This is a genomic window from Mucilaginibacter sp. GW822-FHT03E02 (assembly GCF_058801545.1).
Genome location: NZ_JBXANJ010000001.1, coordinates 1,446,795 through 1,470,940, shown reverse-complemented (window position 1 = coordinate 1,470,940; position 24,146 = coordinate 1,446,795). Strand labels below are relative to the sequence as shown.

The window sequence follows — 24,146 nt, the reverse complement described above, 5'->3', positions numbered from 1 at the left end:
ATATGTTAATAACAACGGTGCACGGAAGTTATTGTATATATAACCGCCCAACTCCTCGATGAAGTAAATTAAATAAAGTCCCACCTAAAACCATTGGCATGAAATTTAGACTATTATTAAATATAGCCAATGCCATGAGCAAGAATATACTAATTGTCGACGACGACTCCGAAATGGTTGAACTCATTTGCCTCATACTGATGGAAGAAGGCTACAATGTTTGGACGCTTACCAGCGGCGAAATGATTGAACAGACGATGGATACCTTTAAACCCGACCTGATCCTAATGGATGTAATGCTGGCCGGCCTTGATGGCCGTGAACTATGCAAAAACCTAAAGGAAAGTGCCGAAACCAATCATATCCCGATAATCCTGATTTCCGGCTCGGACGAATTGCGCCTGGATGGCTACGAAAATAGCGCTCCTGACGATTTTATCCCCAAACCTTTTGATATCGATTCGTTACTGCAAAAAGTAGGTAACCAGTTGGCGGCTTAGGTCGTGTATGTTTTTGTACATCCCGCGAGTATGCCCCATCGGATTATTAAATTTGTGGACTAAAAAATGGTCAGCAAAATTGGTTTTGGCGGAAGTTGCCACTGGTGCACCGAAGCTATTTTTTTATCGTTGAAAGGAGTGGCAGCTGTTCAGCAAGGCTGGATAGCTTCTGATGGCCAAAATTCCACGTTTAGCGAAGCCGTTATTGTTGAATTTGATGCAAAAGCTATATCATTACAAACACTTATTGCCGTGCATCTATATACCCACAGCTGTACGGTAAGCCATAGCATGCGGGATAAATACAGATCGGCTATTTATACTTTTAATGAAAGGCAGACAACGGCTGCTCAAAACGCCGTTGACGCCCTGCAACCGGAGTTTGAAAGGGCTATTATCACCAAAGTTATCCCATTCAAACGATTCCGGCTTAATAGCGATAATTACCTGAATTACTACTACAGTAACCCCGATAAGCCTTTTTGTAAAAATGTAGTGAACCCTAAATTGAGGGTCCTGCTGGCGCGTTTTGCAGATGTGGTAGATGCCGGCAAACTAAGCCGCCTTTAAAGCCAATCTGACAACTGAGTATATCCAGTTTTCAGTCTTGATACCTGATACTCGCTACTTGATACTCCTCCCCAAAATTGGCACATTTGTTAAAATTGAATTGTCATGAGTTTTAGTCTCGAATCGCCGCGCCTTATCATCCGGCCTTTTATTGCTGCCGACGAAGCACCTTACATTAGTATACATATGGATCCGGTGGTGAACGTGTATTTACCCGTACGCACGGCCGAACAGTACAGCGAGCTGTTACAGCAAAGCATGGCACAGCCCTATGCCGCCCTCAACCGCTGGGCCATTATTGAACGCGAAACCGGCAATTTTATGGGCAGCTGCCTGTTGCGTGAATTTAATGTGGGCGATGATACCGTGATTGAACTGGGCTACAGCCTGGCTACACCGTATTGGGGCAAAGGTTATGCTACCGAAATGGCAAAACTGGTTGTTGATTATGCTTTTACTATCCCCCAAACCCAAAAAGTAGTGGCCGTTACCGACCAGGAAAATAAAGGTTCGCAAATGGTGCTGCTCAAAAGCGGCTTTAGCGACCAGGGGCTGGTTGACAGGTATGAGGGGCTTACCCTGTCGTATTTCGAATATCCGAAGAGGTAGTCTTTAGTCGAAAGTCTTAAGTACCAAGTCAAAGAGGGATAATTTAAACTTTTGACTTAAGGCTTAGTACTATCGACTTAACTCAACTGTTCCAGCGGCAATTCGGTTACCGTTGTTGCCCGGTCATAAAACCCTTTAAGCAATTTTGTTACCTGTCTTTTCAGCTGCACCGCCTGTTTTTTCAGCAGCGCTACCGCGGTTTCGCCCTGTGTGGCTTCGGCGGCAAAAAGGTCGATAGTAACGCTGTTATCGTGCCAGTTGCCAACCGCGTTTTGTACTTGTTCCAGGTAATCCTCATTAAACGGCCTGTCAAGATTAGGTTTTACAAGGTGATAATTGTAAATCAGCATTTTAATTTGCTTGCGGGCTGTGTGCAAATCTTCAGCGAAACCATGTGTTTGCAAACCGGCAGTAATGCTTTCCAGTTGCTGTTGATAATATAAACCGATATGTAGGTTTTTTAATTTCGGGATACGTTTTTTTACCTTACGGTGTACCTTTTGCAAGGTAGCCAGGTAGTGTGGCCCCTGTGCTTTAAGCTGCTCCGCCAAAGTGTTCATCAACTGTTCCTGGGCATGCATGAAATCCAATTGTATAGCTTGTTGGTTTTTGCCCAGCTGGATATTGATATAGGCGTTGCGTACCTCACCGGCCTGCTTAAAAATTTCGCGCACAGGTTTAAACAATTTCATTGTGTTGTGGCCCTGTTTAACACTTTCGGTCAAAGTAAAAAACGCCCTTAGTTTTTTAACCCCTGTGCGAAAATGGTGCAGGCTTTCCTGGTCGCCGGTTTTTATGAAGGCTTTTAAATGATGGGTCATGGAACGCCATTCGCGCTCCATATATTTCTTTTCGTCCTTTTTCTTCATGTGGTAAAACCAGTTTAAAACAATGTTAAATAACAGGATAACCTTTTATAACGCCGGTGTCCTTCAATAGTCTGAATTTGGCTGCAATATGGGATGCATTTTTTCAAACCTTTTAAGCCCCAAACTGTCTTTTAAATACAATTACTATTAAAATGAAAGCTTTTGAAATACGTGTTGGCCAGGGCCAGCGGCTGCTAAAATTCGAACCGCAGGATAAAGTTAATCAATTTAAGATTTACGCGGCCGATAAGGCCGAAGATTGGATAGGTTACGAGCAATCGCGGTCTGTAGATGTGCCACAGGATGGCTTGCTGGGTACTATTACAGTATATAGTCATCATCATTTCGATTTTGATGGGCCGGGTGCTTTCACCGGCCAGGACTTATTAAGCATTGCGGCGCAAATTGTAAAGCATCCGCAGTTTAAGGCCGAATAAAAAATACAAAAACAGGATAAGCATTTTTTAAATTATATAAGCCATGAGTAAGAAAAGAACAATGCCCAACGAGCCCGACGAAATGCCGGTTAATCCCGAAAGGCCCGAAATAAGGCAGCCAACCGACCCCGGTGAACCTGATATGCCCGAAGAAGGTCCGGAAAATATACCAAATGAACTGCCGCCCGATGAAACCGAACAGCCCGAGTTAAACCCGGATGAGTTTGAGAAATAGCAACAATGTTAACGGGATAATGAGTGAAATTGAATTAACCTTTATTTCATTCATTATTTTAATAATACCTTTGACCAATAATTACAGCAGGGGCTAAATGAAAAAAATCTGTGCTTTGGCTTTTACCGCGTTTTACCTGTTATTAACAACAGGTGCATATGCCTGCCTTTTGCATTGCACAGCCAGTTACCTGTTTACCAATATGGCCGCCGCCCGGCAAATGCACCAATCACATCAGGACGCCGGTAAAGATCAGGACAAAGATGATGACTGCAAAAGTGGCAACTGTGATTGTTGTTACCACCACGGTACTTATGTGGTAAAGGAAAATTTCAGCTCCAATTTTGATTTTCAGTTTTCAATTGGCCAGGCGGCAGTAATGTTGCCTGTTAAGGTGCACCTATTTTACGTGCCACGGATAATAGCCAAATCAAAAAGCTGGCCAAGGGCCACCGGGCCGCCGTTTGTGGCATCGCAACCCATTTATATTTATACTAAAACTCTTCTTATCTGATTCGGGCTTTTGCCGTACCCACCGGCCCGGGTTTTTATTGCCCGATTTTTTACTCGAATTAAATTGATATTGCCGCCATTAATGCATTTGTGTTTGGCATTTGCCTGTTCGCCAATCTGGTTTTAACCTGCGGCAAAATCAATAAATAACATAACTTAAAAACCAAATACTGTAAAAGATTAAGCTGACCTCAGGTTAAATTTGTACTGAAAATAAAAAGGAAAGCTTTTTAACAACTATTTAAAATACTGCCGAAACACGTGTTTCGGCAGGTGATCTGTTTATATTAAATTACTAAAATCATGAAAAAGATATTTTTATTGGTTGCTTTTATCGCAACCGCATTTACCCAGCAACTTTTTGCACAGGATAATAAAGCAACTGCGCTTAGCCCATTGCTATCATCTTATTACGGCGTTAAAGATGCATTAGTAAAATCAAACAGCGCAGATGCCGCTGCCAGTGCCGGCGAATTTTTAAAAACTGTTAACGGGGTTGATGTAAAGTTGCTACCCGCTGCAGATGCCGCCGCTTTTAAGCCTTTGCAGGAAAAGCTGGCTTTTGACGCCAGGCACATATCCGAAAGTAAGGACATAGCCCATCAAAGGGAACATTTTGCCAATTTTTCGGCAAACTTCTTTAAACTGGCCAAGGCCGTAAAACTAACCGATAAGCCTGTTTACTATGCCTATTGCCCCATGAAAAAAAGCTACTGGCTATCGGCAGATGAAGCTATTAAAAACCCTTATTACGGCAACATGATGCTTACCTGCGGCAAGGTTAGTGAAACCATTAGCCCTGCAACAAAATAAATTATTAAATGCTGCCGGGTAATTCCGGTAGCTTATTTCACTAAGGCAAACTTTCAAAATAACTTCCGCTCTCTGAATTGTGTAAGGTTATATGCTGAATTCATTCGGTAGGGAAGCTAAGTCTCCCCTACCGGGGGAGATTTAGAGGGGGCTTTTGCGGAAGTTATTTCGACACAATTATTATGAAAAGATCCACAGTAATTTTATTGAGTTTCTTTTTGTCTTTTTCGGCCCATGCACAACATATGGCTATGAAAATGGACGAAAAGGAGCCGCGCAAACCCTTTTACACCAAAGTGGGCAATCGCGAAATATATCATATATACATTGGCGATACTACGGTAAACTATACCGGCAAACTACGACCTGCCATGGCCATTAACGGCAGCATACCTGCCCCTGCATTGGAGTTTACCGAGGGTGATACCGCCGAAATATATGTGCATAACCAAATGATGATGGAAACCTCTATCCACTGGCACGGGCTTATATTGCCCAATCGTTATGATGGTGTTTCGTACCTTACCACCGCGCCAATTGAGGCCGGGCAAACTCATTTTTACAAGTTCCCGCTGGTACAGCATGGCACCTACTGGTACCACTCGCATACCATGACACAACAGCAAAGCGGTATGTATGGGGCATTTATTATCCATCCCAAACAGGCTGCCGAACAAAAAGAGTACACCTTACTGCTGAGCGATTGGACCAATGAAAACCCCGACCAGGTAGAACGATCATTACATAACCAAACCGATTGGTATGGCATTCGTAAAGGCAGTACCCAAAACTATGCGGAAGCAGTAGCCGAAGGCCATTTTAAAACCAAGCTAACCAACGAGTGGAAGCGAATGGTGGCCATGGATGTAAGCGATGTTTATTACGATCGTTTTTTTAGCAATGGCAAAGCAGTTAATAACGCCCCCCGGTTTAAAAAGGGCGATAAGGTGAAACTGCACATCATTAACGGCAGTTCATCAACCTATTTTTGGCTGAAGTATGCTGGCGGCAAAATTACCGTTGCGGCTAATGACGGCGAGGATGTGCAACCGGTACCTGTTGACAGGCTGATTATAGCCGTAGCCGAAACTTATGATGTGATAGTTACCATCCCCCAAGACGGCAGCTTTGAATTTTTGGCGACTTCCGAAGATCGCACCCGCTCAACCTCATTATGGCTCGGTAGCGGCACGCAGTTTAAAGCCAAACCCTTGCCCAGGCTCAAATATTTTGAAGGCATGAAGATGATGAACGACATGATGGGGATGGATGGCAACATGAAAAAAATGGATGGCATGGTGATGACCAACCAGGTAATGGACATGAATACCGTAATGTATCCCGAAATAACAGGGGATGGAGCAGCCGCAAAAGATACGAGTGCAACCGCAAAAAAAATGAGCGATATGCCCGGTATGGATATGGGGGGCAGCACCGATATAGTTACCCTAAATTATGGAATGTTAAAGGCCATTAAACCAACCAATTTACCTACCGGCCCGCTAAAGATTTTGCATTTTAACCTTACCGGTAACATGAACCGTTACGTTTGGACGATAAACAATAAAACGGTTTCCGAATCGGATAAGATCCTGATCAAAAAAGGAGAAAATGTTCGCATTATCCTGTACAACAACACCATGATGCGCCACCCCATGCATTTGCACGGACATTACTTTAGGGTGCTAAACGGGCAGGGCGATTATTCGCCGTTAAAAAACACGCTGGATATTATGCCGATGGAAACGGATACCATTGAGTTTGCGGCTACCGCAAGCGGCGATTGGTTTTTTCATTGCCATATCCTTTACCATATGATGAGCGGGATGGGTCGCATATTCAGCTATGAAAATTCGCCACCTAACCCCGAACTGCCCGACCCTGCAAGCGCCATAAAAAAGATATATGCCGATGACCGCCGCTTTTTTCCGGCCGCTAAAATAGGCCTGGAAAGCAATGGCAGCGACGGTACCGTGAGCATAGCCAATACCCGGTGGAAATTATCAACCCTTTGGCACCTGGGCGTAAACAGCCGCAAGGGCTATGAAAGCGAGACCATGGTTGGTAGATATTTTGGGCAAATGCAGTGGCTGTACGCGTATGCAGGTTTTGATTACCATTACAAAAACACAAACGAGCAGGAAAAAAACCTGTTTGGCCAGCAAAGCAATAAAAACAATCGCCATACCGTAGTTGCAGGGGTATCGTATATATTACCTATGTTGTTTGTTGCCGACGCCCGTGTGGATGGCAATGGCAAATTCAGGTTTCAATTGGGGAGGGAAGATATCCCTTTAACCAGCCGCTTAAGGTTTACGCTGATGGGGAATACCGATAGAGAATACGCTGTAGGCATGCGGTATATTTTTACCAAGTATTTCTCTTTATCATCCCATTACGACAGCGATATGGGCCTGGGCGGTGGGTTAACAATAACTTATTGAAATATAGATTAATATAATGATTTTGATCACATATCAACGTGTTGACGGTCATTTGAACAGGGCTTGAAATAAAGGAGATTTGAATAAATTAAATTCCACAATTATGAAAAAGCTACTTTTTATTTTATTCATATTAACTACCACAGCAGCGGTTACGGTTAATGCCCAGGTTAAAAAAGATACAACCTATAAAATCTTTATCACTAATAAAGGATGGATTAGGGACATCAATGGCACCCAGTTGGGGCATATCGATAAAGACAATATCGTACGCAACAACAAAGGCGAAAAACTTTATTTTATTGATTCCAACGGTAACGTGATTGATGCCAAGGGCAATAAATTAGGAGCCGCTAAAAAGAATGGTTCCTATTATAATATCAATGGCGAAAATGTACTGAATACAAAGGATTTGGATAAAGAAAAATGCGCCATTTTAGATCCAAAGGGTCATAACTTCGGTACTGCCCATTCAAATTATAAACTGCACGCATGTGCCGCACATTGTTACTTCCTGGAGCAGGAGAAGAAAAAGGCTGAAGCAAAAAAAGCCAAGGTTTAACGGATTATTTTGACAAGCCTTTTGAAATCTCCGGGCTGGGTTTTCGGCAAAGAATACCCGGCCTGATTTGTGTTATAGAAATCAGGTCTCGGAAAAAGTAAAAATTCTCTTCCAGGTATTTTACAAATGCTATTGCTGCAACAACAGTAAAGAGTGTCATGAAGGAAAAAATTAGAGCCGTTAAAACCGATTAATATGGAGATGAACAAAATGCACGAGGGTATGGAGCATCAACAAATGCACCATAACCATGATCCGCACATGGGAATGTCAGAACACGACCACCATGCCATGATGATTGCCGATTTTAAAAAGCGGTTTTATGTGGTATTGGCGCTTACCGTCCCTATCATGTTGTTATCAACCATGATCCAGCATTTTATGGGGGTTAGCTGGCAGTTTAAAGGTTCATCCTACATTTTGTTTGCCTTATCATCGGTGGTGTTTGTTTATGGCGGCTGGCCTTTTTTAACAGGTTTGGTAAGCGAGGCAAAAGCCAAAAATCCGGGGATGATGTTCCTGATAGGTTTTGCTATTACGGTAGCTTATAGCTACAGCGTAGCCATCGTTTTTGGTCTTAAAGGAATGGATTTCTTTTGGGAATTGGCCACCCTTATCCTCATTATGCTTTTAGGGCATTGGATAGAAATGCGATCGGTAATGGGCGCGTCAAATGAGCTTGAGCTGTTGGTTAAGCTCATGCCGGCTGATGCGCACATGGTGATGGAAGACAGCGTACACGACGTTAAAACAGATACCTTAAACGCGAATGATATCATCCTGGTAAAACCCGGAGAAAAAGTAGCGGCAGACGGCATTATACTGGAAGGAGAAAGCTACCTCAATGAATCGATGCTCACAGGCGAATCAAAGCCGGTACAAAAGATAAAGGGCGATAAAGTAATAGCGGGTTCCATCAATGGCAACGGTTCGTTTAAAGTAACCGTTTCACATGCCGCCAAAGATTCCTACTTGTCGCAGGTTGTTAAGTTGGTTGACGATGCGCAAAAGTCAAAATCGCAGACGCAGCTACTGGCCGATACCGCTGCAAAATGGTTAACAATTATAGCCCTGGTAACAGGTATCGGCACATTTATATACTGGTTTTTAACCGGACAAACCATAGCCTTCGCCATGGAACGGATGGTAACCGTTATAGTTATTTGCTGCCCGCACGCTTTAGGGCTGGCCGTTCCGCTGGTGGTAGCCAAATCAACGGCTTTATCAGCCAAACATGGCCTGCTCATTAAAAACCGCACCGCTTTTGAAAATGCCCGTAAAATTACCACTGTGGTATTTGATAAAACTGGCACGCTTACCGTAGGCAAATTTGAAGTATCCAAAGTTGTTGCGTTTAATAAAGAAAACAAACAGGACGACCTCATCCGTCTGGCTTCTGCATTAGAACAAAACTCCGAGCACCCCATAGCCACCGGCATCCTGCAAAAAGTAAAAGACTTAAAAATTACCATCCCGCAGGCACAAAACTTTAAGGCCATAACCGGGCAGGGTGTCGAGGCAACGGTAGATGGTAAAAAGATATTGGTGGTTAGTCCGGGTTATTTAAAAGAAAATAAGCTGGCCGTTCCTGGTGAATATAGTGCCAACGATACCGAAACGGTAGTATTTGTAATAATTGACCAGCAACTGGCCGGGTACATTGCCCTGTCGGATGAGATCCGCCCCGAATCAGCCGATGCAATTAAAACCTTGAAGCAGGAAAACATCAGATCTGTTTTGCTAACCGGCGATAACAGTAAAGTTGCGGCAAGCGTAAGTAAAACTTTAGGTATGGATAGTTTTATTGCCGAAGTATTGCCTCATCAAAAATTAGATAAAATTAAAGAACTGCAAAGCAAGGGCGAATTTGTAGCCATGACCGGCGATGGGGTTAATGACGCCCCCGCGCTGGCCCAGGCCGATATCGGCATTGCAGTAGGCTCGGGCAGCGATATAGCGGCCGAAACTGCCGGGATTGTACTGGTGAACAGCAACCCGAAAGACATTGTAAGCCTGATCCTGTTTGGTAAGGCAACCTATCGTAAAATGATCCAGAATTTGATTTGGGCAACCGGGTATAACATTGTGGCGCTGCCCCTGGCTGCGGGTGTGCTATATAGCCAGGGTATTCTTTTAAGCCCGGCAGCGGGGGCGGTGTTAATGACGGTAAGTACCGTGGTTGTAGCTATAAATGCAGGTACGCTGAAAGTGAAAGAATAACAAACCCTAAACCAGGCTCCATCAACAGGCAAAATATTAACCAATATAAACCACCAGAAAAATGAAAAGAATGATGATTGCCCTGATTGCCGTTACCTTAAGTTGTAGCGCTATGGCACAAACCAAAACAACCGACACTACTATGCACAAGATGTCGCATAAAATGTCGCACAAATCAATGCATAAGATGTCGCACATGTCGATGGATAAAATGCACGATTGTGTAATGATGAAAGATGGTAAAATGATGACCATGATGAATGGCAAAACCATGCCCATGACCGAAGCTAAAACCATGACAAACGGTACCATTGTTGAGGCCGACGGAACCTGTAAGATGAAAGGCGGCAAAACAATGAAGTTAAAAGAAGGCCAATGCGTAATGATGAACGGCGAGATGCCCAAAATGCCAATGAAAAAAGATACTACAGGGCATAAAATGTAGGGTGAATTTTTAAAACGGCTTACCGTCATTGGTAAGCCGTTTTTTACCGGGCAGCAAAGCCCTTGCGGCAACCGGCAGACATAGGCGGCATGAAAATGTAACTATAAGCTTTGCTTTCATTTAAAACACATCTCACATCTAATCCGGGCGTATCCCTGCTGGTAGAAGCAGGGTCGTGCTTTTCCCTCATACGCCTGCAGGCCTTAAGCGCGAAGGCCGGTATCCGGTACAATCACTTACGCGAACTGTGGGGATACAAAAACTCCCTGTTGAAATTAAACACCCGGGAGCTACATATTCATTACTTAGCATGGCATTGACCTGTCAGCGAGCCACAAGGGAGGGAGACCCTTGCGGCTGTTGGATGGAACTCTACGGACAGCAGCGGCTCCATGACCGCTTCATTTTCCAGGATCTCGGCCAGCGAAAAGGATTTTGCCATCCTTAGGTTGCAAGATAAGCATAAGTTCACCTCCACCATGTTGTCCATGAAGTGAGCCCATAACCATCCAGGTTCCATATTCCGTCAAATCAGCGTCAAACGGTTCTTCATCATAGATATCTTTTCCGTATATGGGCAACCATACTGCTTCAGCTATTTTAATTGCAGTTTCCTTGTCAGGAACAAGGCCTTTCACTTTAGGCCCGTCAGATGCTTTTTGTTTGCATGACCAAAGGAGTATGAAGAAAAAAAACATCACTGTTATTTTAATAAGTTTGTTTTTCATATTATTAGATCGTTAGTTTAATTGAAGGTTTTTTCTGAATCCAGGACATAGTTGTATTGTCGGCATCGTTCCCTCCATTTACACTTCTGTGCTGTTTAAAAATACAAAATCCCGGATGAAACATACACCTGGGATTTGCATATTTATTACTTAGCATGGCGTTTATCTATCAGCGGGTCACAAGCCCGGAGGCTTGCGGCAGCGAAAAGAGACCCTTGCGGTAACGTAGGCGGTAGCGAAAAGCCCTTGCGGCAGCCAGGAGAATTAAGCCATTAAAGTTTACAATTTAATTATCAATAGTCCATGCCATACTTTTTATAATCCACTTCACTTTCTGAAAGTAATAATTCAAAAAAAAGCTGTAGTGATTCGGTAAGTTTCGTTGCTCCAGAAATTGTTTCGTAAAAATATATCTTAGCTAAATCGGCGCTCTGTTGTTTACAACAAATTATCATGCCTCCTTTAACATCGGCAATTGGGAAAAGACCATACTCGTTTAGTTCGTCTTTCACATAATTCCAAACTTTATTTAGCTCCGTTAAGGAAAAAAATACCTCGATATCGATGTAACGGTCAAGTTGTTTTTTTTCCGAATCGAAATTTGCCAATTCGAAAAAAACCTTCTCTGTCTTACCTCCATTGACTTTATTAAGAAAGTCTTTATATTCTTTAGGTAGAACTAAACCATTTTCTTTAATAAAATGTCCAATTTCTGCAGCCGATACTGGGTTGCCGTGCGAAATAAAATACTGTTCCATAGTCTAATTAATTTGGTCTCCACTGGTGCACACGTGCCGTATGTATCCTTGATGTTTTTCTCCATAATTTCCGGTTGTTCTGGTAACCTTCAAGAGTCAGTAAAAAAGTTGACAGGAAGTTTTTCTATATCGAACAATTTATTGGCTACCCGTGCCGACCAAATTCCCTTTATATTGGGGCTTAAAGAAAGCTGTTTTTTATCTCTCTGAAACTTCTCTCTTAAATATTTACAAGGGTCTTTTTGAATAGCTTCGTCAATATCTTTATACATTTCGTCAAAAATATCAAAGTAATATACCAGTAAGTCACCTCGATATATAAGCCACTGGCCATAAGCCATATCACCTAACTTATAAAGGTGTCTTCTGCCTGTAATGGTAAAAATCGTTATGTTTTCTAATAAAAGTTCCATATTTAGTTGCTTTATAATAGCCCTACTTAAAAGAAAAACTTTCAAACTAAAACATCGGTCGCACATGCCAGCGACGAATATTTTACCTCAGATCAGCTATTACTAATCCAAACGCCTGTAGAGGCTCGCAAATAGGTATGCTGATCCATTAGGTATCGAGAAGCCTTTTGGTACATCTACACTTACATTGGATGGAGGTTGAAAATTAACATCTTGAGGATATATACAAAACCCTTCGTTTTTTATATCAGGATTAACCAAATATTCAGGCGCCGTTTTGTCCATTTCAAAAATAAAAATCAACTCTTTACTGTCTTGTTTACTGCAGATGTAAAGATTTGCAAACCCTTTTTTTTGCTCCCGGTCTTTTACAGGGTAGGCTTTAAGCAGAACTACCATTGTGCAATTTCTCTCTGTTGCCGCCATGGTGTAATGGTTAAGAACGATATTTAGTGGCTCGATATTCTCAACCTTATTTCTGCAACCGATAGCAGTGAAGATTAACACGAAAAATATAGCTGCGCACGTTTTATTTAAAATCCCGCTGTTGCCACAAACCCTACAGCACATTTAACCTCCTTACCACAATTAAAAATACAATATATAAAAACATCAGGCCGAGTGTTGTTGGTTTCCTGTATTTCTCACCCACAAAATTAAAAGCAGCGCTAATAAGTAAAAAGCTTATTAATTGCAATCTGCTTCCCATTATATTTAGTGAATGATCGGGCTTCTCAATCAGTGGTGCTGATAGAAAATATATCGCAGCAAGCTCAATTACAAACAAAATTGGAAAGTAAATTTTCCTGATCATAAATGCTGTTATTAGGAACGAAAAAATATATATATCCTGCACTTGCAAAACGCAGCGGGCCAACCATCGTGGTGCTTACATACAAACTCTGAAAATCAAAATGATGATTAATAATATAATACCGTACAAATAGTCTAAAATGTTGCTATGTTTTTTAAATACAAAGTGCTTTAGTATAAGCATAAGTTAAAAATACAAAAACTACCTGATGAATTGAACATCCTGGATTGGCATATTCATTCCTTAGCGTGGCGTTTACCTATCAGTGGCTACAAGGCTGAAGCTTCGCGGCAGCGAAAGATTTAAACTTTCCATACCCTCATACCTCAATCATCCGGTTGCCTTCGCAAATATTTTTGCTTAACCGTAACTACAGCCGCCCACATGCGTCTATCCGGTATATATAATACTTTAACCATGACAACGCCCCGTTTATTTTTCCGCATATGTTTTTCGGTAATGTTTATTGCCCTTGCAGGTGGTTTTGCAGCTAAGGCCCAAACCGCGGTTTTTAAGCCAAAGGATGCCGCGCTGTTTAAAACCATAGCGCACATGGATAGTGTAATGTTTAACGCCTTTAATAACCGCCAGCTGGATGTGATGAAGGGTTTATTTACTGCCGATGTGGAGTTTTATAATGATGGCAAAGGCGTTACCGGTTATGATGCCACCATGGCGGGCTTTAAAGGCATTTTTGAAAACAAACAAGCCAACGACCTGCGCCGCGACCTGCTGCCCGAAAGCCTGGAGGTGTACCCTATGCCGGGTTTCGGCGCTATTGAAATGGGCACCCATCGTTTTACGCATACCGAAAACGGTAAGCCGGTAGTTGGCGTTATGAAATTTGTACACATTTGGCTGTTAAAAGACGGGCAATGGAAGGTGAGCCGCGTGGTGAGCGTTGGGCATTGATAAAAAACCGTAAACATTTGAAACAAATATCCGAATAACGGTAAACAGAATATTTTTTGTTGAAGTTGTTGGATGTTTTTCGAAATTTTTTTGCCGCTGCTTCAATTAGTGTACACTACCAGGGGCGTGGAATTCCCGGCCCATCGTAAGGATGTTCAAGTGCGTTGATGATGCGCATGAGGCGATGCCTGGCGCCGCTATGTTTAACTTCGGTTCGCATGGTTTCCAGGTTGCGGGCCACGGCTTCTTTCACGTCGTGTTGGGTGGTTGCCCGGTCAATTCTTAAACTTTGGGGTAAATCTGCGGTTTCAAAATAAGCTGTGAACTCCTGCTCTGTCATGCCGCAAAGGTAAAAAAGCAATCCGGTAATCGGTTATGCCTTTTTCACCTTTCACTTTTTACCTTTCGCCTTTTACCTGTTACTTTCTTACATCAATGTTACTTTTCGGTCGCCAACAATCCACTCAAATTTTAATACTTTTGGTCAGCATAAATGAAAGACCTCGCATACCTCAATAAGTTTTTTTACAAATACCGCTGGCGGCTAATCCCGGGCGTGTTGTTTGTAATTATATCTAACATTTTTGGTGTACTGCCGGCCCAGGTTATCCGCGTAGCATTTGACCTGGTTACCGAAAATATTGGTGCTTACCACCTTTTTGCTGGCTTTAACCGCCAGGGGATGATATATGATATTTTTGGCAGCAGCCTGATGCTGTTTGGGGTGCTGGTACTGGTGCTGGCCTTGTTAAGGGGCTTGTTCCTTTTTTTTATGCGCCAAACCATCATCCTGATGTCCAGGCATATCGAGTATGATTTAAAGAACGAAATTTATAGTCACTACCAGCGCCTGTCGTTGGCTTTCTACCGCCGCCACAACACCGGCGACCTGATGAACCGCGTTACCGAAGATGTAAGCCGGGTGCGCATGTACCTTGGGCCGGGCATTATGTATACCATCAATACCGTGGTGCTGTTTGTAATGGTAATTTATGCTATGCTTACGGTAAATGTGCGGCTGGCAGTATGGTCGGTATTGCCGCTGCCGGTGCTGGCCGGTATCATTTACTATGTGAATAATATAATTAACTACCGGAGCGAACAGATCCAGGAACGGTTGTCGGGATTGTCGAGTTTTGTGCAGGAAAATTTTTCTGGCATCAGGGTAATCAAATCCTATGTTAGGGAGGCTTTTGTAAGGGAAAAGTTTGCCGCCGAAAGTGAAAATTATAAAATGCACTCGATGGCCCTGGCCAAAGTGCAGGCTATGTTTTATCCCATTATGCTTTTGTTGGTTGGTTTAAGTAACGTAATTACAATGTATGTGGGTGGGGTAGAGGTAATGAAGGGCAATATTACATCGGGCAATATTGCGGAGTTTATTGTATATCTGAATATGCTCAATTTTCCGGTGATTGCCCTGGGTTGGGTAACTTCGCTGGTGCAACGGGCGGCTGCGTCGCAAAAACGGATCAATGAATTTTTGCATCAGCAGCCCGAGATCATTTCATCAAAGGCGCCGGTACATGTTATTAAAGGCGCGCTTGAATTTGACAACGTATCGTTCACTTATCCTGATACCGGCATCCGGGCTTTAAAAAATGTGTCATTTAAGATTAATCCGGGGCAAATGATTGCCATTATTGGCCGCACAGGCTCGGGCAAATCAACCATTGCCAACCTGGTTATGCGCATGTATGATACTACCGGCGGCGAAGTTTTGGCAGACAACATACCCCTGCAACAGCTTAACCTGGAGGGCTATCGGTCGCAAATTGGCTTTGTGCCGCAGGAGGTTTTCCTGTTTAGCGATACTATTGCCAACAATATAGCCTTTAGTGCCGATGTGCTTGATTTGCCGGTGGTAGAACAAGCCGCCCGGGATGCCGCTGTTTACAATAACATTATGGAGCTTGAGCACGGCTTTACCACTTTAATAGGCGAGCGTGGCGTAACCCTATCGGGCGGGCAAAAACAGCGTGTATCTATTGCCAGGGCCATTTTTAAGCACCCGCAGATATTGATATTTGACGATTGTCTTTCGGCTGTTGATACCCGCACCGAAGAGGAAATATTAAATAACCTTGGCCGTGTTATGCAGGGTAAAACCAGCATCATTATAGCGCACCGCATATCAACCATAAAAAATGCTGATAAGATACTGGTGATGGACAATGGAGAAATTGTTGAACATGGCAACCATGAATACCTGATGCAGCTTAAAGGAACCTATTTTGAACTGTATGAAAAGCAGTTGTTAGAAGAAGAGCAGAATGCCTAACTCCTCCGGCTGACGAATATCCAGGTTTCACAGTGATAATAAATTTAACTTGCGCACAAAAAAAGCACTGTTTTGTTTTAAAAGTTGCAATAAAAATGAATAAAATACTTGCACTTTGAATTTTTATTTATATTTATGCCAACCAAAACTAATTTCAGGGATATTTATGGGAGATTTTGACAATAGAGAACGTGAAGAGGTATTTTCTAAAAAGGTGAGAGCCGGGAAGAGAACTTATTTTTTTGATGTAAAAGCAACCCGCTCAAACGACTACTATGTTACGATAACAGAGAGCAAAAAGCGCTTGGAGGATGGTGTGTTTATTAAGCACAAAATTTTTTTATACAAAGAGGATTTTGAAAAATTTGCCGAAGGTTTAAAAGACACAGTTGATTACATCAGGGCTAACCAGGATGTGGTTGAAAAACGTTATGAATACGGCGAAAACCCAGAAGTTGCCAAAGCATCGGCAGATGAGGATTTTTCGTTTGAGATTTAACAATGCGATACCAGGCTACAATGATATAGTTAAACCCTGCCCATAAGGCAGGGTTTTTATTTTAGTAGACAACCGTTACATTCCTGCAGGCATATCTTTTGCCATAGTTGCTGCAAATACTACAAAACATACTATTGCTAATATGTAAATGCAAATGAAAACTATGGTTACAATTCCCCATAGCTTAAAAAAAGATTTTAGCTTACCCAGGCCGGCAGTTATATGGGCTGTATCCTTAAAGTTTACACCTGCCTTTATTTTTACTGCAAACTGGTAAAGATAAAGCGCGAAGAAAAAATAAAGCAAATCAATTAACAGGTAAAAAATAGAGACGCCGCCGCCAAAACCTGCCATCATTTTCAGGCCGGGATTGTAGGGCATCGTTTCGGCCATTTTTGAAAAAATAGTACCTATCGATAAGGCTAACAAAGCAAATAAGCCGCAAAAAATAAAGCCCAGGATACCTAAAAAGGTAGCCCACTTGCCTGCCGACAGTAAATAACTTTGCGCTTCGGCGGTTAAAGTGATTTCGGTTGAACCGGGAGGGGTGATGTAGGATTCGTCAGTTTCCATTATTAGTGTTTAAGTGTTTATATGGTACTAAAGATATATAAATAATTAAGCAAACAATAATTTGGAATTTACTGAAACTACAGCAAAGTACCCTTCATAAACAATAACGCTATTGAAAAATAAATGATAAGGCCGGTAACATCAACAAGGGTGGCTACAAACGGGGCGGAAGATGTAGCCGGGTCGGCACCTAATTTTTTCAGGATCAGTGGCAGCATTGATCCTGCTAATGATCCCCATAAAACCACACCTACCAAAGCGCAGCCTACTGTTAACCCAACCAGCATCCAATACGGGCCGTAAAGGTGCGGCCAAACCATAGCAAAAGCAAAAATACGGAAGAAACCGATGATACCTAAAGTGGCTCCCAGCATCAGGCCCGAGAGTAACTCGCGGCGCATTACACGCCACCAGTCGGTTACGGTTACCTCTCCAAGGGCCATCGCCTGTATAATTAAGGTAGATGCCTGCGAGCCGCCATTGCCGCCACTTGATATAATAAGCGGGATAAACAATGCCAGCACTACCGCTTTTTCTATCGACTTTTCAAAAAATCCCATAGCGGTAGCGGTTAACATTTCGCCTAAAAATAAAATAATGAGCCACCCTACGCGTTTTTTTACCAGTTTAAACAGGTTAATATCAAGGTAAGGCTCGTCCAGGGCTTCGGTACCACCAATTTTTTGAATGTCTTCGGTATATTCTTCGTTGGCTATCCAAAGGATATCATCAACAGTAACAATCCCTAATAAAATATTTTCTCTATCAACCACCGGGAGGGCAGTGCGGTTATTCATCCTGAAAACGTTGATAGCTTCCTCCTGCGGGTCGCTGGCGCTTAGGGCTATCAGGCGGCCATCCATCAGGTCAGATACCTTTGTTTCGGGTTTTACCAATAGTATTTCGCGGATACGGATATCGTCAAGCAGGATGCCATTTTCGTCAATTACATAAATTACATCAATGGTTTCGGAGTTTTTACCATAGCGGCGGATGTGCGAGAGTACCCTTGTAACATCCCAGTTTTTTTTAACGGCAATGTAATCAGGGGTCATCAAACGACCAACGCTATCTTCTTCGTAACCTAAAAGCGACAATGCCTCTTTACGATTTTCGGGCGATAAATGAAGGATCAGTTTTTTAACAGCGTCGCCATGCAATTCGGCAAAAAGGGCAGTACGGTCATCCGGGGGCAGTTCGTTAACCAATTCGGCAACCCTTGGGCCTGATAGTTTTTTAATGATGCGCTCCTGCGTAGGGAAATCCAGGATACGGAATACATTAACTGCGCGGTTAAGCGAAAGTATCTCGATAAATAAAGGGCCGTGTTCAGGAAGTTCATCAATAAGTTCTTCAACATCCGATATATTGAGGTTATTCAAATATTCCTGTAATTGGGTATTGTTGTCCTGCTCCAGTAACAATTCTATTTGCTCAACCATCTCTTCCATATAAATGCCCTCGTTTTTTACATCGTATTATTAATGTGATCCTGTTTTTTATCGACGGCAAAAGTCGTTTATTTTTTCAAATAATCCGGCAAAAAATTCTGTTATCTTTGCAGCCTTTTGGTTCATGGTTGATAGTTCATGGTTGATAGTCTTTGATGCTGTTTCAGACTGTTTATTTGGCCATGATCTATGAACCATCAACCATGAACAATTTTAGAAATTAGAATTTAGAGTTTAAAACAATGGGTTTACAATGTGGGATAGTAGGTTTGCCAAATGTGGGTAAATCAACACTTTTTAATTGCTTATCAAATGCCAAGGCACAGGCGGCTAACTTTCCGTTTTGCACCATCGAGCCAAACGTGGGCGTAATTACGGTGCCGGATGAGCGTTTAACAAAGCTTACTGAAATAGTTCAGCCCAAAAACATAGTGCCAAATGTCATCGAGATTGTAGATATTGCCGGCCTTGTAAAAGGCGCCAGCAAAGGCGAGGGGTTGGGTAACCAGTTTTTGGCCAACATTCGTGCTACAAACGCCATCATCCACGTATTGCGTTGCTTTGATAACGATAACGTGATCCATGTTGATGGCTCGGTTGACCCGATCCGCGATAAAGAGATCATTGATACGGAATTACAACTAAAGGATTTAGACTCAATTGAGAAAAAGATTCAGAAAGTTGAAAAAATGGCCAAAACCGGTGGCGATAAAGAGGCTAAAAAAACCTTTGATGTTTTAACCGTTTATAAAAACCATTTGCTTCAGGGTAAATCAGCCCGTACTGCCCCGGTAGCCGAAGAAGACAAAGAATATATTGCCGACATCTGGCTGCTTACCGCCAAACCGGTAATGTACGTTTGTAATGTTGACGAAGGATCTGTAAGTACAGGAAATGCTTACGTTGAACAGGTGAAAGCCGCCGTAGCCGAGGAGAAAGCCGAGGTGCTGATTATATCGGCACAAATTGAAGCAGAGATAGCAGAGCTGGAATCGTACGAAGAGCGCCAGATGTTTTTGAACGATTTGGGCTTGACGGAATCAGGAGTTAACAAACTGATAAAAGCTGCTTACCGTTTGTTAAACCTTGCCACCTATTTTACAGCCGGTGTACAGGAGGTACGCGCCTGGACAATTACCCAGGGTTTTACAGCGCCGCAGGCAGCAGGCGTTATCCATACTGATTTTGAAAAAGGCTTTATCCGTGCCGAGGTTATTAAATACGATGATTTTGTGAAATTTAACGGTGTTGAAGCGACGATAAAAGAGAACGGTAAACTGGGCGTTGAGGGTAAAACTTACATTGTGCAGGATGGCGATATTATGCACTTCAGATTCAATGTTTAACCAAACCCCGTCGATATTAAAGAACATAAAGCAGGAAATTAAAGGCGTTATCGAAAGTAATCAATACGCGGTTCCGCCCGGCCCTGCAATAAAAAAAGGGAATGCCTCGAAAAGCATTCCCTTTTTTGGTGCTGAATTTACGCATCTGAGATGGTTGAATAACCTCATCGCAACGCTATCAAAACCTCCTGCCAATAATGATTTTAACAATTGCTTTATCCGCATTTGAAGTAAATCCATAGCCTATCCCTCCGTTAAATTCCCATTTCGGGTCGAAATTTAAGTCTGTCGCCACAAATAATTGGTGGTCCTGCTGTTTAAATGGATCATAATGAAAAAATGGCCCGGTACTTCCGTAATATTCTAATCCAAGCGCCACAACTTTGGTTACATCATAGCTGCCTTTTACATTGGGAGAAAAGGTAAACCCACGGTTAACATCGGGGCCGGCGAAGCTTTTTTCTAATGTTGGATTGATAGAAATATATAGTTTGTTCCATTTTTTATCCACAATAGGCCTTATTTCCAATGTGCTTGTATTGGCAGAGAATGCACTTTTTTGAAAACCAAATTCGGTAGAGATACTGCCGCCCACAGGCCAGTTCCAGCTTTGCAGGGCTGCTACTCTTGGCCGGATGTGCGAGCCTACATATGCAGTCCGCCCGCCATCGCCTATGGAATTGAAAAAATAAAAGCCTGTTTCAAACCAGGGAGTCCAACCATGGGTTATCTCGATAGTTTCATGTACAACATGGTTGGTAGGTAATTCGCCATTGGCAGCTGTGTTACTTCCGCTAATGGTATAATTACTGTGGAGCTCTACCATGGTATTGCCTTTTTCTACGGTTTCTGAACCATATACCTGGATCTCGTAATTATCCTGCGCTTTAAGTTGCAGGGTGATAAAGGCAAAAGCCAGCAAGAATAAATATTTCATTGAGTTGGTACTTTTATAATGTATGCAAGCTGCATACACAATAAAACTATGGCTACAATCTGAAGCAAAATTGTAGTTAACTGCTAAATGTTAATTGTATCACTAAGGTGACAAAACACCTTCTAAAACGTAATTATAAAAGCGTGTAAACCTGTTTCGTGATGATAATGGATGGTGTAACCGTAATGCTGGCAAATGTTTTTTACCAGCGTTAATCCCAGGCCGGTGCCCTGCGATTCTTTGCCTTTTTGAAAGCGCTCAAAAATCAAGTCGGTGTTTAGCGGATTGGCGCCCCCGCTGTTTTTTATGGATAACGAATGCGCTGTTAATTGGATAATAACTACGCCCCCGGTAATGTTGTGCCTGATGGAATTGCTGAACAGGTTGTTTAACAAAATATCAACCAGGTATTTACTGGCCAATATTTGTTTAGGTTGAAGTTGATGCTGAAACGATAGGTTTTTACCTTGCATCAATTCCTGAAATTGCTGCATCTTTTCGGCCAGCATAATGTCAAGCTCAATGGGTTCTTCCTCGGTTATGAGTTTGTTTTCTAACTTGGCAAGTAACAATAAAGAGTGGTTAAGCCGGCTGGATTTATTAATTGAACTGTAAATATCTGTTATCTGCGCCAATTGATCTGCACCCAAAGTTTCGTCCTGTATCAATGTATCCAGTTTGGTTGTTACTACTGCCAGCGGCGTCATCATTTCATGCGATGCATTTTCTGTAAACTGTTTCAGTTTCAGGTAATCATGAGTTACCCTTAATGACATTTCCCTGATCGCCTCGTTTAGCTCGGTAAATTCGTCTACCTCGCTTGGTTTTCCGGTAAATTGGTCAACGTCGGCAATATTGAATTGCTTTATTTCCGTCAATGTTAACTGGAACGGTTTCCAGAGCCCGTTAAGCAGGTATTTATTGGTAATAAACAGCACAAACAACAAGCCGGCCAACAGGGTGAGGGTAATAATGGTAATAACCTCGATTAGATATTTTTGCCCGGCCCGGGAAATGGTGATAACTACTTTGTAATTGTTGTTTTTTACTTTAACCAGGTCTTCTACCGCCCGGCCGGCTTCAGCACGTTGTTCTTTAGGGTTAAAATAAATTGTATCAAAAAAACGCTTTTGCAATTGCTGCAGGTTTGTTTTTACAAATACAGCATGGTCCCTGTCCAGGTCGTATAGCTGCGGGTTTTGATCATTACTCCTGGCATATTCTTCGGCCTCGGTTAGCTGTTGCTGAAGGCCGCGGTCAAGCTGTTGTTGCGCTATATAGTTAATTGCAAAATAATAGATAACCGCCCCAAACAGTAAAACGGTTAGGGTAATGTATACGCTTGTCCGCGTGTAATGCTCAGATAGTTTCATGAGCTCACAAATTTGTAGCCAAGGCCGTATATTGAGGTCAGATAGTCCTTGCCGCCTGCATCCAACAGTTTCCTGCGCAGGTTCTTGATATGTGTATAAATGAAATCGAAGTTATCGTGCATATCCATCTCATCTCCCCAAAGGTGCTCGGCAATGGCATTTTTAGATATTACCTTACCCTTATTGGCAATAAAATAAAGAAGCATCTCATATTCCTTACGTGTAAGTATAATGGGCGTATCATTTACTTCAACAGTTCTGCCCGGTATATCAATTGATATTTCGTTGAATATTAGTTTATTGTTGGTGTTTAATGCTTTGCGGCGGTACACGGCCATTAAACGCGCCTTTAACTCGGCAAGGTGAAATGGCTTGGTCAGGTAATCGTCGGCGCCAAGGTTTAGCCCCTTTAGTTTATCATCCAGCGAGTTGCGGGCCGAGATGATCAGCACGGCCTCGTTCTTATGGTGGGTCCGTAAAAATTCGAGCACGTCAAATCCCTGGCCGTCGGGCAAACCTATGTCCAGTAGCACGCAATCGTAGTCATAGTCGGCCAATTTTTGCAGCGCTACAGTCAATCCACCACAACTTTCGCATACATTGCCGTCAACATTCAGGTAGCTTGTGATGTTTTCACGTAAGCTTTGCTCGTCTTCTATTACCAGGATTTTCAATGTGGTTTTTTGATCAAAGATAAAATGCGAATTTGAAGATAAACTGAAGTACGCCTTCTTTTGGGTATCATGATGTACCAGTATTAAGTCAACGATAAGTTGACGGATAGTATTTAGCCCAAAGTCTTAAGTTCTAAGTCAAAAGCGAAAAAAAACAACTTTAGACTTACGACTTAGTACTGTTGACTTAACCAGCCCAAAGTCTTAAGTTCTAAGTCAAAAGAGATAAAATCCGATTTTGGACTTGTGACTTATTACTATTGACTTAACACAACTACAGATTTGCTTCATATTCTTGTGGTAATTTACAAAAAATATGCCTCAAACCACCGGTATATCATTGTCGCCTAAAAGGATAAATGCTTCGTTGAAATAATCCGGAAGGTGAGCAAGTGCAAATTGGCATGATAAATGGAATTGTTTATCTTTTGGGCAAAACAGGCAGCTAAATAAAATCAACATGGCAATTATCGAACCTATTCGCGAGGATGTTACTCATCCGGGACATATTAAAAAATATTCGGGACCTCTTCGCTTTTGGCATTGGGTTAATGCCATTGTCATCAGTGGTTCGCTGCTTACCGTATTAATCAATGCAACAATTACCGATAGAAGGTCGGTAACAGCACTGGTTAAAGATGAGCTGAAGCACGCGGGTGCCGTAGTAACCGACGACCAGGCCGGCTCTGTTGCCCACGCGCTTGGCGATAGCGTATGGAGTGTACATACCTATTTTGGATATGCGTTGGCTGCTTTACTATTATTCAGACTCGTGCTGGAGTTTTTTCAGTTAGCCGATCAAAAATTCATCGGTAAAATAAAAGGAGTATACCGGCAATTTCAAACTACAAAAAAAGAAAGAGAACTTGCCAGGCATGAACTTGCTGTAAAAAGTATTTACGCTGTGTTTTATTTGCTGCTTATTATTATGGCGGTAACCGGTTTATTCCTGGCTTTTGAAGATCTGTTGGCGCCATTCAAATCTATCAGGCACAGTGTTAAAGAGGTTCATGGTTTTTGCATGTACCTTATTATTGCATTTATTGTTGTTCATATTGCCGGAGTTTTCCTGGCCGAGCGAAAAGATGATGGTAAAGGCATTGTATCGGATATGATCAACGGCGGTAAAGATAGTCATTAGTCGAAAGCCTTAAGTTCTAAGCCCAAATG

Annotated in this window: 27 protein-coding genes; 16 read left to right on the top strand and 11 right to left on the bottom strand. The window is 42.4% G+C overall.

All coding sequences use genetic code 11. The features are described from left to right. Nucleotides 1-98 precede the first annotated feature (98 nt). The 3 genes from AC1RM2_RS05975 to AC1RM2_RS05965 all read left to right on the top strand — a co-directional run bounded on the left by AC1RM2_RS05975 (nt 99) and on the right by AC1RM2_RS05965 (nt 1,679). A complete protein-coding gene (locus AC1RM2_RS05975) occupies nt 99-500 on the top strand; it encodes a response regulator (RefSeq protein ID WP_492984090.1) in 402 nt (133 codons plus the stop codon). Nucleotides 501-566: 66 nt separating this feature from the next. Beyond that, on the top strand, nt 567-1,070 hold the full coding sequence (locus AC1RM2_RS05970; protein ID WP_492984089.1) for a peptide-methionine (S)-S-oxide reductase: 504 nt from the start codon (nt 567-569) through the stop codon (nt 1,068-1,070). Nucleotides 1,071-1,175: 105 nt separating this feature from the next. Further along, entirely contained in the window at nt 1,176-1,679 is a 504-nt protein-coding gene (locus AC1RM2_RS05965) for a GNAT family N-acetyltransferase (protein WP_492984088.1), read from the top strand. A 77-nt stretch (nt 1,680-1,756) separates the two neighbouring features. On the opposite strand, the gene AC1RM2_RS05960 is transcribed toward AC1RM2_RS05965, so the two are convergent. After that, complete coding sequence (locus tag AC1RM2_RS05960; RefSeq protein ID WP_492984087.1) at nt 1,757-2,548, bottom strand: CHAD domain-containing protein; 792 nt, start codon at nt 2,546-2,548, stop codon at nt 1,757-1,759. A 152-nt stretch (nt 2,549-2,700) separates the two neighbouring features. Between AC1RM2_RS05960 and AC1RM2_RS05955 the strand changes: the two genes are divergently transcribed. From AC1RM2_RS05955 to AC1RM2_RS05920, 8 genes are all read left to right on the top strand, one after another. Beyond that, nucleotides 2,701-2,985 carry a hypothetical protein gene (locus tag AC1RM2_RS05955; RefSeq protein ID WP_492984086.1) on the top strand — a complete coding sequence of 95 codons (285 nt, stop codon included), beginning with the start codon at nt 2,701-2,703 and terminating at the stop codon, nt 2,983-2,985. 43 nt (nt 2,986-3,028) lie between these two features. Beyond that, nucleotides 3,029-3,220, top strand: a complete 192-nt coding sequence (locus tag AC1RM2_RS05950) for a hypothetical protein (protein WP_143065400.1) — start codon at nt 3,029-3,031, stop codon at nt 3,218-3,220. Between the two features lie 97 nt (nt 3,221-3,317). Beyond that, nucleotides 3,318-3,734, top strand: coding sequence for an HYC_CC_PP family protein (locus AC1RM2_RS05945; protein WP_492984085.1), 417 nt, complete (start codon nt 3,318-3,320; stop codon nt 3,732-3,734). Between the two features lie 302 nt (nt 3,735-4,036). Beyond that, entirely contained in the window at nt 4,037-4,546 is a 510-nt protein-coding gene (locus AC1RM2_RS05940; protein WP_492984084.1) for a DUF3347 domain-containing protein, read from the top strand. Between the two features lie 182 nt (nt 4,547-4,728). Continuing rightward, a complete protein-coding gene (locus tag AC1RM2_RS05935; protein ID WP_492984083.1) occupies nt 4,729-6,990 on the top strand; it encodes a multicopper oxidase domain-containing protein in 2,262 nt (753 codons plus the stop codon). Nucleotides 6,991-7,093: 103 nt separating this feature from the next. Beyond that, nucleotides 7,094-7,552, top strand: coding sequence for a hypothetical protein (locus tag AC1RM2_RS05930; RefSeq protein WP_492984082.1), 459 nt, complete (start codon nt 7,094-7,096; stop codon nt 7,550-7,552). Nucleotides 7,553-7,747: 195 nt separating this feature from the next. Next, nucleotides 7,748-9,772, top strand: coding sequence for a copper-translocating P-type ATPase (locus AC1RM2_RS05925; protein ID WP_492984081.1), 2,025 nt, complete (start codon nt 7,748-7,750; stop codon nt 9,770-9,772). A gap of 61 nt (nt 9,773-9,833) precedes the next feature. Then, a complete protein-coding gene (locus AC1RM2_RS05920; protein WP_492984080.1) occupies nt 9,834-10,217 on the top strand; it encodes a DUF6799 domain-containing protein in 384 nt (127 codons plus the stop codon). 401 nt (nt 10,218-10,618) lie between these two features. On the opposite strand, the gene AC1RM2_RS05915 is transcribed toward AC1RM2_RS05920, so the two are convergent. The 4 genes from AC1RM2_RS05915 to AC1RM2_RS05900 form a co-directional block, all read right to left on the bottom strand. After that, a complete protein-coding gene (locus AC1RM2_RS05915; protein ID WP_492984079.1) occupies nt 10,619-10,945 on the bottom strand; it encodes an NTF2 fold immunity protein in 327 nt (108 codons plus the stop codon). Between the two features lie 293 nt (nt 10,946-11,238). Further along, entirely contained in the window at nt 11,239-11,703 is a 465-nt protein-coding gene (locus AC1RM2_RS05910; RefSeq protein ID WP_492984078.1) for an SMI1/KNR4 family protein, read from the bottom strand. Between the two features lie 89 nt (nt 11,704-11,792). After that, nucleotides 11,793-12,116, bottom strand: coding sequence for a hypothetical protein (locus AC1RM2_RS05905; protein ID WP_492984077.1), 324 nt, complete (start codon nt 12,114-12,116; stop codon nt 11,793-11,795). A 102-nt stretch (nt 12,117-12,218) separates the two neighbouring features. Then, nucleotides 12,219-12,542 (bottom strand): hypothetical protein, encoded by a 324-nt coding sequence (locus tag AC1RM2_RS05900; RefSeq protein ID WP_492984076.1) that lies wholly within the window; start codon nt 12,540-12,542, stop codon nt 12,219-12,221. Between the two features lie 805 nt (nt 12,543-13,347). On the opposite strand from AC1RM2_RS05900, the gene AC1RM2_RS05895 reads away from it, so the two are divergent. Then, nucleotides 13,348-13,842, top strand: a complete 495-nt coding sequence (locus AC1RM2_RS05895; RefSeq protein WP_492984075.1) for a nuclear transport factor 2 family protein — start codon at nt 13,348-13,350, stop codon at nt 13,840-13,842. Nucleotides 13,843-13,957: 115 nt separating this feature from the next. On the opposite strand, the gene AC1RM2_RS05890 is transcribed toward AC1RM2_RS05895, so the two are convergent. Continuing rightward, a complete protein-coding gene (locus AC1RM2_RS05890; protein WP_492984074.1) occupies nt 13,958-14,182 on the bottom strand; it encodes a DUF6965 family protein in 225 nt (74 codons plus the stop codon). Between the two features lie 153 nt (nt 14,183-14,335). On the opposite strand from AC1RM2_RS05890, the gene AC1RM2_RS05885 reads away from it, so the two are divergent. Continuing rightward, nucleotides 14,336-16,123, top strand: coding sequence for an ABC transporter ATP-binding protein (locus AC1RM2_RS05885; protein WP_492984073.1), 1,788 nt, complete (start codon nt 14,336-14,338; stop codon nt 16,121-16,123). Nucleotides 16,124-16,289: 166 nt separating this feature from the next. Continuing rightward, complete coding sequence (locus AC1RM2_RS05880; RefSeq protein WP_147057824.1) at nt 16,290-16,622, top strand: DUF3276 family protein; 333 nt, start codon at nt 16,290-16,292, stop codon at nt 16,620-16,622. Between the two features lie 75 nt (nt 16,623-16,697). Here the strand turns inward: AC1RM2_RS05880 and AC1RM2_RS05875 are convergent, their stop codons facing one another. Further along, a complete protein-coding gene (locus tag AC1RM2_RS05875) occupies nt 16,698-17,195 on the bottom strand; it encodes a DUF5362 family protein (RefSeq protein ID WP_492984072.1) in 498 nt (165 codons plus the stop codon). Nucleotides 17,196-17,272: 77 nt separating this feature from the next. Further along, complete coding sequence (mgtE, locus tag AC1RM2_RS05870) at nt 17,273-18,646, bottom strand: magnesium transporter (RefSeq protein WP_492984071.1); 1,374 nt, start codon at nt 18,644-18,646, stop codon at nt 17,273-17,275. Nucleotides 18,647-18,888: 242 nt separating this feature from the next. On the opposite strand from mgtE, the gene ychF reads away from it, so the two are divergent. Further along, entirely contained in the window at nt 18,889-19,992 is a 1,104-nt protein-coding gene (ychF, locus tag AC1RM2_RS05865) for a redox-regulated ATPase YchF (protein WP_492984070.1), read from the top strand. Between the two features lie 178 nt (nt 19,993-20,170). On the opposite strand, the gene AC1RM2_RS05860 is transcribed toward ychF, so the two are convergent. The 3 genes from AC1RM2_RS05860 to AC1RM2_RS05850 form a co-directional block, all read right to left on the bottom strand. Then, on the bottom strand, nt 20,171-20,929 hold the full coding sequence (locus AC1RM2_RS05860) for a hypothetical protein (RefSeq protein WP_492984069.1): 759 nt from the start codon (nt 20,927-20,929) through the stop codon (nt 20,171-20,173). Nucleotides 20,930-21,051: 122 nt separating this feature from the next. Further along, nucleotides 21,052-22,302, bottom strand: a complete 1,251-nt coding sequence (locus AC1RM2_RS05855) for a sensor histidine kinase (RefSeq protein WP_492984068.1) — start codon at nt 22,300-22,302, stop codon at nt 21,052-21,054. Further along, entirely contained in the window at nt 22,299-22,976 is a 678-nt protein-coding gene (locus AC1RM2_RS05850) for a response regulator transcription factor (protein WP_492984067.1), read from the bottom strand. The genes AC1RM2_RS05855 and AC1RM2_RS05850 overlap by 4 nt, the downstream gene beginning before the upstream one ends. A gap of 460 nt (nt 22,977-23,436) precedes the next feature. Here AC1RM2_RS05850 and AC1RM2_RS05845 point away from each other — a divergent pair, with 460 nt between their 5' ends. After that, the gene (locus AC1RM2_RS05845; protein ID WP_492984066.1) at nt 23,437-24,117 is read left to right on the top strand and encodes a cytochrome b/b6 domain-containing protein; all 681 of its coding nucleotides are present in this window, start codon (nt 23,437-23,439) and stop codon (nt 24,115-24,117) included. The last annotated feature ends 29 nt before the right edge of the window (nt 24,118-24,146 follow it).